Below are 7,788 nucleotides of genomic sequence, written 5' to 3'. Positions count from 1 at the left end.
TCGAGCTTCGCAACCCAAACCTATCCGAAAACTGCGATGACCACCCGCGCTGCTGGCCGGACGCTACAGCGCAAATTGGATAGCGCGCGTCCGGCCAACAGCGCTAACGTCAGAACCTACACCACGTCCAGGGACGTGATCAAAGCGCCCTACCAAGGCCGAGCGAGATGGCCTCTTCAAGTTTCCGACTGTCATCGAAAATTGCGTCCAAATCTCCCTTAAACGCAGCAATTCTGTCCTCAAAAGTGGTCCCGTCATCCTCTGTGGCGACACCCTCCACGTAACGCCCCGGCGTCAAGACAAAGCCGTGCTTCCGCACTTCTTCCAGCGTCACCGATCTACAAAAACCGGGGATGTCTTGATACTCGCCAAGCCCTGCGTCCGGCTTTGCCCGCCAGCGGTGATAGGCTCCGGTGATCGTGGCGACGTCACTTTCGGAAAACTCGCGCCGGGTGCGGTCCACCATGTGGCCAATGTTGCGGGCATCGATGAACAGGATTTCGCCGCGCCGGTCCCGGTGGCCGTTTGCGCTCTTGTCGCGTGCGAGAAACCACAGGCAGGCGGGAATCTGCGTGGAATAGAAAAGCTGGCCCGGCAGCGCGACCATGCAATCCACCACGTCGCCTTCGATCATGGCCTTGCGAATATCGCCCTCGCCTGATTGCTGCGACGACATCGAGCCATTGGCCAGCACCACGCCAGCCGTGCCGCGCGGGGCCAGATGGTGGAGGATATGTTGCAACCATGCGAAGTTGGCATTGCCCGCAGGCGGCTGGCCGAATTTCCAGCGCACATCGCCTTCAAGCTGTGGCTGCCACCAGTCCGAGATATTGAACGGCGGGTTGGCCATGGCGTAGTCGAATTTCAGCGTGGGGAACGCATCGCTAAGAAACGACCCTTCATTGTTCCACTTGATGTCCGCGTCAATGCCGCGCACGGCAAGGTTCATCTTGCACAGCTTCCACGTGGTATGGTTGCGCTCCTGCCCATAAATGGCGATGTCGCTGCGGCGGCCCTGATGGTTTTCGATAAACCGCTCGGACTGCACGAACATGCCGCCGGAGCCGCAGCACGGATCGTAAACCCGGCCATTGTGCGGTTCCAGCATTTCCACGATGGTTAGCACCACCGAACGCGGGGTGAAGAACTCGCCGCCCCGGCGCCCTTCGGCCCCGGCAAACTGGCTGATGAAATATTCATAGGCGCGGCCCAGCAGATCGCGCGAATTGGCGCCTTGGCTGTGCATACCGACCCGGGAAAACAGGTCGATCAGTTCGCCCAGCATCGTTTTATCGAGTTGCGGGCGGCCATATTCCTTGGGCAAAACGTCCTTGAGCATGGCGGCATTTTCGCGCTCGATGGAATCCATGGCGTTGTCGATCAGGTTGCCGATGTCACCGACGCGCTCGTTGCCGGTGTTGACGTCCGTAAACGTGATCTGCGTGCGCTTGGCATTTGCCTGCAAATGGTCCCAGCGCGCTTCTCGCGGGACCCAAAACACATTGGCCGCAAGGTATTCTTCGGGGTCATCGGCGTCCGCAAATTGTTCCTGAAGCAGCTTTGCCCGGTGGGACTCAAAAGCCTCCGAGATATATTTCAGAAAGATCAGCCCAAGCGCGACGTGCTTGTATTCCGAAGGTTCAAGATTGCCACGGAGCTTGTCCGCCATCTTGAACAGGTCTGCCTCAAAGCCAAGATCGCTGCCGCTTTGTGCTTGAGATGCCATTGAATCGTATCTCCTTCGGCATCGGTCTAGCCGAGCCTTGGGGGGCAGAGCAACCGGGCCTAACCTTTTATCGGAAAGGGTAAGCCAGCCGTCAGCGCTGCCACATCGCAATCGCTGGCAGCGGCCAAGCGGCAGAGCACTGTAAAGGTGATGTTGCGCTCCCCGCGCTCCACCGAACCGCAATAGGACCGGTCGAGGCCAGCCACGAGGGCAAGCTGTTCCTGCGTCAGGCCAGCCGCCTTGCGCTGCGCCCGTATGCGCCTGCCCAGCTCCGCAAGAATGGCGTCCTCGTCCATCGGGCAGGTTAGGCCCGAAATGGGGACTTTCAGTCCACGGACTATTATACCTCATTCTTAACTTTTGGCCGGTAGTTTGCCCCCATCGGCATAGGCAATCGCCCAAGGAGCAACCCGTGCAACCTGCCCGCCCTGCATTTCGCATCGCCTCTTGCGTGCTGGCTGCGATTGCCTGCACTGGTCAGGCAGTGGCCCAAACCACAAACTGCATGGCGATGGGGCCTGACATGGTGAACTGCAACACCATCGGCCCAAGCGGCGAAAGCAGCACCACGAATTGCATGGCAATGGGCGGCGGCATGGCCACCTGCAACACCACAGGTGGACCGGTGCCGGGCACCAGCCCGAACCAAGGGCATTTTCTTACCCGGCTATCCGCCGCGCTGGCCGAGGGTAAGGAGCGATCGGTGCGAAAGCACGTGGGACATATGCTTGCGGATGGCGATTGCCAAGGTGCCAGCCGGTATGCCCTTGCCAACGGAAGCGTCGAGCTTGGGCTGAAAATCCAGCAATCTTGCCAATCTGCACCTGCCGCTAATCCGGGGAGTTTGGCGCAGCCGACTCTTGCCGAGGTGGTCAACCACGCGGTTGCCGAACTCCGCAAAGAACCATTTGCGGCCGATGGCAAGCCGGGCACGGTGCGATTGGAGGCACTGAACGGCCAAATCTTCATCGCCTTGCGACTGCCTCCGAGCATCACCGCCATGTCGGCTGAAATGCGGCAAGGGGTGGCCGATGATCTTTGTGGTGAGGACGTTTACAAGCCACTGCTGCAAAAGGGTGCGTCCGTCCACGTAGCGTTCTTGAGCATCGATAATCGCGATCTTGGCGCCGTACTGGCCACCAAGCAGGGCTGCGGTTTCTAGCAGGACTGGCCAGCAACACACCCGGCAACTGCTGCAACCGCTTGGCCAGATTAGCGCATTAGCAGCTTTAGCGGCCCCGCCACCTGCAACCCGTTGGGCATCCTGCCATATTCCACGCCATGGAACCTGCATGGAACAGCACAGTCACCGCCAACTCACCTATAAGCACATGATATAAAACAATAAGATCATAAACGGGCAGCGGCCCGCGCTGGCCGTAAGGGTATGGTATGGACACGCTAAGGATACCCAGAACCCGCTGGAGCGATCCCCGACCTGCTCAACCTGCCCGTTGCCTGTCAAACGGCAGGATTTCTGCGCCTTTGCGCAACATATCGAGGTAGTCGCTCCACCATTGCGCCATTGCAACCCGCTCCTGCCAGTGCGCCCCCCGGTGATAAGCTGCGCGCACCTTGTCACTGTCCCCGTGCGCCAGTGCCCGTTCGATGGCGTCGGGCGACCAATGGCCCGATTCATTCAGAAGGGTTGAGGCCATTGCGCGGAACCCATGCGCGGTCATTTCGTCGCCGGTGAAGCCAAGCCGCCGCAGCCCGGCGTTGATAGTGTTCTCGCTCATCGGGCGCGTGCGTGTCCGCATCGACGGAAAGACAAACCCGGTGGGGCCGGTGATGGCGTAGATTGCCTTGAAAATTTCTACTGACTGCCGCGACAGCGGTACGTGATGTGCCTTGCGCATTTTCATCTTTTCGGCCGGGATGGCCCATACGCCCGCGTCAAGATCAAGGTCTGCCCATTCTGCGTGCCGCAGTTCGCCGGGACGGACAAACACATGGGGCGATAGCAGCATGGCCTGCTTGGTGATGAAGCTGCCCTCATAGCCGTCAATCGCACGCAACAGGTTGCCTGCGCCTTGGGCATCGGTGATAGCGCCGTAGTGTTTGGACTGGGGAGCAGTGAGCGCGCCCTTCAACGCATACGTGGGATCGTTGGTCAGCCGGGCCGTTGCAACGGCATAGCGGAACACCCTCCCCGCCAATTGCAGCACCCGGCGCGCGGTTTCGTAATGGTTGGTGGTTTCGATGCGCCGCAGCACGGCCAGCACGTCAGGCGCAGTTATCTCTGCAATCGGCAGGCGACCAAAGGATGCCCCCATGCGAGCAATGTAATATTCGCTCTTTGTGGCGGTGGATGAGGACATCCCTTCCCGCCGACGCTTGTCGATGAATTCCTGGGCAATCTCGCCAAAGGTGTTGTTGGCCGAGACCTTCGCCCGGTATTTGGCCAACTGCTTTTCGCGGGCCGGGTCTTTGCCAGCCGCCAACTGCTCGCGCGCTTGGTCGCGCCGCTTGCGGGCATCAGCAAGGCCAACTTCAGGGTATGCGCCAAGCGCCAGCTTCTTTTCCCGGCCATCGCTGCGATATTTCAGCCGCCATAGCCTGCCCTTGGCCGGGGTGATCAGCAGGTACAGGCCCCCACTGTCGGCAAGTTTGTATTCCCTATCCAGGGGCTGGGCATTGCGGATTTGCGTATCGGTCAGCGGCATCTTGGGGGCCTTTTCAAAAGCCCCCGGACAAAAGGCCCCAGAAAGGCCCCCGATCCGGGGCGATTGCCGCCACCCGCAAGCGGATGCCAGCAACCTGAGAGGCTCAAAATACGCTTGATTTCTGATGGTTACAATGACGCCCACGGACGTTGGCGATCAAAGAAATGGTGGGCGGTGACGGGCTCGAACCGCCGACCCTCTCGGTGTAAACGAGATGCTCTACCAACTGAGCTAACCGCCCGGCGCACCGGAAGCCGCGCATTTACAGGGTTTTTGCCCCCGGTCAACCAGCCCTTTCGCGGAACAGACCGGCACCGGGCGGAACGGCACCAAGAGTCCCCCTTCTTCCGCCCGATCGGCCCGAATGCGGAGCTTGCCCGGTCGTGTTTGAGAGAGGCTTGCGTCAATGCCACGGGCGTTGACGCAAGCCTCTCTCGGGATTTTCAAGGCAGGTCCAGTGTTACGCGGTTGATTGCCACAGTGGCCGACTGCCGTGCCGCTTCGCTGGTTCCGACTTGTGAGCCGCGGTCCTTGCCGATGTCAAAAGTCTCGCTGAAGGCGCCGGCATAGTCGGGATAGAGGCTGACCGCGCTTTCTGCCACGGCCTTGCCATCGATCAGCAGGCGGATCGTGCCGCCGCCGACTTTCGCGGTCCACGGCAGCCCTTCGGCCGCGTTGCCCGTGGCGGGCACGAATTCAAAGCCAACCTTGCGCGCATCGGCCGCTAGCGGTGCAGAGGCCATGATCTTTTCGTGCTTTTGCCCGAACACGTTGTTTTCAAACGACAGCGTTCCGTGGTCGAGATAGAGCGCATAGCCGCCGAGCCGCCCGCCGTGTGCGATCAGCACGCCACTGGCCGTTGCGGCACTGGCGCCCAGTTCCACGTCAAAACGATGCGCGCGGCCAATGAGATTGGGCAAGCCATTGCCCGGCAGGCCGGAAATGTCGGCGCGGTATTCGAAATGGCGCTGCGCCTTGTCGACGATCGAGGGCGCGCCGAGCGGCAAGGGCACCAGCGGATAGACGCCGTTGCGCCGCGCTTCGCGGTCAAATTCGGCTCTCAGTTCTGCCAGTTTGCCGGGGTCTTTGGCGGCCAGATCCTGGCTTTCCGAATAGTCGCCGGCAACGTGATAGAGCTCCCACTTGTCCTGATCGGCGTTGTCGGCATAGACCTTGCGAACGTCCTTGAGCAGGCTCCACGGCAGATAATCGCGCTTGGCGGAGGCCACCCAGCCATCCTTGTAGATCGCGCGATTGCCGAAAATCTCGAAATATTGCTCGGTGTGCACGTCGGGCGCAGCCGGGTTGGTCAGCGTTGGCAGCAGGCTCTTGCCTTCGAGCGGCAGTTGCGGAACCCCATCGATCACTTCGGGCAGGCGAATGCCCGCCGCATCGAGCACGGTCGGCACGATGTCGTTGACGTGGCTGAACTGGCCGCGGATCACTTTGCTTTGCGCGGTGTGGCCGGGCCAGTCGATGATCAGCGGGTCGCGTGTGCCGCCAAAATGGCTGGCGACCTGCTTCATCCACTGAAACGGCGTGCTCGTCGCCCACGCCCAACCGGCAGAATAGTGGCTGGCCACATCCGGGCCGCCCTGCTTGTCGATATTGGCCAGTTGCAGCGCGAAATCGTTGGGCGCGGCCACGGCCATGCCCTGTTCGTTGACGATCGAGCCGCCGATATCGCCCTCTGCGCTGCCGCCGTTGTCGCCAACGATGGTGATCACCATCAGATTGTCGCCGCCGGGCCGCGCGCGCAGTTCCTTGACCAAGCGGCCGATTTCCGTGTCGGTCTGTTCAAGAAACGCGGAAAACACTTCCATCTGATGCGCATAGAGCCGCTTTTCATCGGGCTTGAGGCTGTCCCATGCGGGCAGCGCGGCGGGGCGCGGGGTCAGTTTTGCATCGGCGGGAATGATGCCGAGCTTTTTCTGACGGGCAAAGGCCTCTTCGCGGAACACGTCCCAGCCTTTGTCATAGCGCCCCTTGTTGCGCGCGATCCATTCGGCGGGGACATGGTGCGGCATGTGCACCGCGCCGGTCGCCAGATAGAGGAAATAGGGCTTTTGCGCGGCCAGTGCGTCGTGATCATCAACCCAGCCGAGCGCCTGATTCACCAGATCGGTGGTCAGGTGATAGCCGGTTTCAGGCGCCGGGGTGTGTTCGATGGGGCGCGTGTCGTTATAGAGGTGCGGCTCCCACTGGTTGTCATCGCCTTCGAGAAAGCCATAGAAATGGTCAAAGCCAAGGTTGGTGGGCCAGTGATCGAAGGGACCTGCGGCACTCACCTCCCATTGCGGGGTGTTGTGCCATTTGCCAAAGGCGGCGGTGGAATAGCCGCTGAGCTGCAAGATGCGGCCAAGGCTGGCGGTCTCTTTTTTCCACACGCCGTTATAGGCCGGGAACCCGGCGGCCACGTTGGTCAGATTGCCAAAGCCGACCTGATGGTGGTTGCGCCCGGTCAGGAGCGCGGCACGGGTGGGCGAACAGATGCCTACGGTGTTGAACCGGTTATACAGTACACCTTCATGCGCCAGTGCCTCGATATTGGGGGTTTGCGCAAGGCCCCCGGTAAGCGAGCCAGCGGCAAACCCGGCATCGTCGATCAGGATCAACAGCACGTTGGGCGCTCCCTTGGGCGCTTGCGGCGCGCGCGGGAACGCGGGTTGCGAGGTGGCGCGGGTGTCACCGATCTTGCCGGTGAAATCTTCGCCAAAGGGCACATGCTGCGCGAGCGCAGGCGCCGATAGCGCCGTGGCCGAAAGCCACAGCCCGGTCAGCAAGGCGGTACGGGTATCATGCGACATGGGTTGGTTCCTGTTGTGAAATGGCAGGGTGATCGCGGTGCATGATCAGCGCGGGATCGCGGCCCGTTGCCAAAAGATGGGCAAGCGCCGCGATCCACGGGGTGACATGCGAAAAATAGTGAGCGTAGCCCGCGCACAGATGGTTCAGCCCCGCCTCGCCATCGAGGGTCGTGGCGAAGCGGTGCTTGGGGCACCCGCCCCAGCACGAGGTCAGATGCGGGCACCGCTTGCATTGGTTGGGCAAAGTGCGGTGTTTAGCCGCGCCGAATTCGCGCGCCTTGGCAGAATCCACCATTGCCGCCAGACTGTCCTTGCCCAGCGTGCCCAGCCGATATTCAGGCCAGGCGAAATGGTCGCAATTGTACACCGCGCCATCGTGCTCGGCGATCAGCGCCCGCCCGCATTCGCGCTGATGATGGCACACCACGCCCGGCGCACCGACCGCGCCGGCAAGGGTCCATTCAAAGTTCATGACAAACACGCGGCCCACATCGGTCTTGCGCCACAGATCAAACACCGTGGCCAGAAAGTGCCCAAATGCGAGCGGCGGCACCGAATAGGGCGCGAGCCTCGCCTCGGCTCCGGCACC

Annotated in this window: 6 protein-coding genes and 1 tRNA gene; 1 reads left to right on the top strand and 6 read right to left on the bottom strand. The window is 61.3% G+C overall.

Translation table 11 applies throughout. The features are described 5' to 3' along the window. Window positions 1-139: 139 nt before the first annotated feature. The gene (locus tag P4L78_RS10555) at window positions 140-1,726 is read right to left on the bottom strand and encodes a class I SAM-dependent DNA methyltransferase (protein ID WP_309328021.1); all 1,587 of its coding nucleotides are present in this window, start codon (window positions 1,724-1,726) and stop codon (window positions 140-142) included. A gap of 59 nt (window positions 1,727-1,785) precedes the next feature. Beyond that, window positions 1,786-2,022: a helix-turn-helix transcriptional regulator gene (locus P4L78_RS10550; protein ID WP_309328020.1), complete on the bottom strand. Its 237-nt coding sequence runs from the start codon at window positions 2,020-2,022 to the stop codon at window positions 1,786-1,788. A gap of 227 nt (window positions 2,023-2,249) precedes the next feature. Between P4L78_RS10550 and P4L78_RS10545 the strand changes: the two genes are divergently transcribed. Next, on the top strand, window positions 2,250-2,888 hold the full coding sequence (locus P4L78_RS10545) for a hypothetical protein (protein ID WP_309328018.1): 639 nt from the start codon (window positions 2,250-2,252) through the stop codon (window positions 2,886-2,888). A gap of 280 nt (window positions 2,889-3,168) precedes the next feature. Here the strand turns inward: P4L78_RS10545 and P4L78_RS10540 are convergent, their stop codons facing one another. From P4L78_RS10540 to P4L78_RS10525, 4 genes are all read right to left on the bottom strand, one after another. After that, complete coding sequence (locus P4L78_RS10540) at window positions 3,169-4,392, bottom strand: integrase arm-type DNA-binding domain-containing protein (RefSeq protein WP_309328016.1); 1,224 nt, start codon at window positions 4,390-4,392, stop codon at window positions 3,169-3,171. Window positions 4,393-4,557: 165 nt separating this feature from the next. Then, a tRNA-Val gene (locus P4L78_RS10535) sits at window positions 4,558-4,633 on the bottom strand. A gap of 202 nt (window positions 4,634-4,835) precedes the next feature. After that, window positions 4,836-7,199, bottom strand: coding sequence for an arylsulfatase (locus P4L78_RS10530; protein WP_309328015.1), 2,364 nt, complete (start codon window positions 7,197-7,199; stop codon window positions 4,836-4,838). Next, the coding region (locus tag P4L78_RS10525) for an SPASM domain-containing protein (RefSeq protein WP_309328014.1) at window positions 7,189-7,788 on the bottom strand (600 nt) is incomplete at its 5' end. The genes P4L78_RS10525 and P4L78_RS10530, both read right to left, overlap by 11 nt.

Origin of the sequence: Silvimonas sp., from assembly GCF_031291215.1 — a bacterium.
GTDB lineage: Bacteria > Pseudomonadota > Gammaproteobacteria > Burkholderiales > Chitinibacteraceae > Silvimonas > Silvimonas soli.
The sequence above is the reverse complement of the archived record's forward strand: the minus strand, read 5'-3'. Positions and strand labels throughout refer to the sequence as shown.

Bases quoted from the DNA above. Each gene is read 5' to 3' on its own strand.
- P4L78_RS10550 (WP_309328020.1), bottom strand. From the start codon at position 2,022: ATGGACGAGGACGCCATTCTTGCGGAGCTGGGCAGGCGCATACGGGCG.
- P4L78_RS10540 (WP_309328016.1), bottom strand. From the start codon at position 4,392: ATGCCGCTGACCGATACGCAAATCCGCAATGCCCAGCCCCTGGATAGG.
- P4L78_RS10555 (WP_309328021.1), bottom strand. From the start codon at position 1,726: ATGGCATCTCAAGCACAAAGCGGCAGCGATCTTGGCTTTGAGGCAGAC.
- P4L78_RS10530 (WP_309328015.1), bottom strand. From the start codon at position 7,199: ATGTCGCATGATACCCGTACCGCCTTGCTGACCGGGCTGTGGCTTTCG.
- P4L78_RS10545 (WP_309328018.1), top strand. From the start codon at position 2,250: ATGGTGAACTGCAACACCATCGGCCCAAGCGGCGAAAGCAGCACCACG.